General features: G+C 39.7%; 1 protein-coding gene. It reads right to left on the reverse strand.

Features of this window, described 5'->3' with window-relative positions; all coding sequences use genetic code 11:
- Window positions 1-836, reverse strand: an 836-nt coding sequence (locus ACFIO3_RS14355) for a M23 family metallopeptidase (RefSeq protein ID WP_375704708.1), incomplete at both ends; no start/stop codon positions are given.

Raw genomic sequence — 836 nt, forward strand, 5'->3', positions numbered from 1 at the left:
TGTGAATAACTGCTAATATACCCATTGGCATGTTGAATTTCCGTATGATTTCCATAGCCGCCTGTTACACCTACTTTTGTGACAATACCATCTCCTACAGCAATAATGGGTGATCCTTTAGGAGCAACCCAATCAACACCCGTATGCATGCGAATATAGCCTAAAATAGGGTGTTTGCGTGGGCCAAAGGGAGAGCCAAAAATGCCATTTGGTGTGGGTTTGCGCAACAAGAAAGGTTTTGAACTTTTCCCTTCAGAATCATAATAATCAACGCTTCCATCTTTTAATTGATAACGGTAATATTTATAAGTTGTATTCCCAAAAGTGGCGCTAATATAACGAATTTCTGGATCAGTGTTCTTGGAGGGTTCTTTGGCTTTTAAGTTCTTTTTGCCGTTTTGGGTTTCTTTATCGCTTTGTGGTATGGCATAAAATATTTCAATCTGATCATTGGGGGTTATCTGGCTTTTCATATCAATATTGGTGGCAAGCAGACGAATAAGACGATGAGAGAGAGATTGTGATATATTATGGCTTAGCAAAGCACTATAGAGTGCATCATAAGCCGTTGGTAATTGCGCGCTATTGATATAAGAATGTGGAATACCATTTTGAAAAGCCGTTTTAAGTGCTTTAGACATTTTAGGCTCTGTGCTTTCAATGAATTGGCCTTTATCATTCAGGGCAATGGTGAGAATATGATGCATTCCTTGATAGATACTTGCGCGTACGAGATGGTCTTCTTCTCCCGCTTGTGTCACGATGCCAATGCGTAAAAGGCTTCCCTCTTTAAGGGTATCGGAAAGGCTTATTTTTTCTAGCGTTTTTACAACCTG

This window comes from Bartonella sp. AD328YNZD (assembly GCF_042196425.1).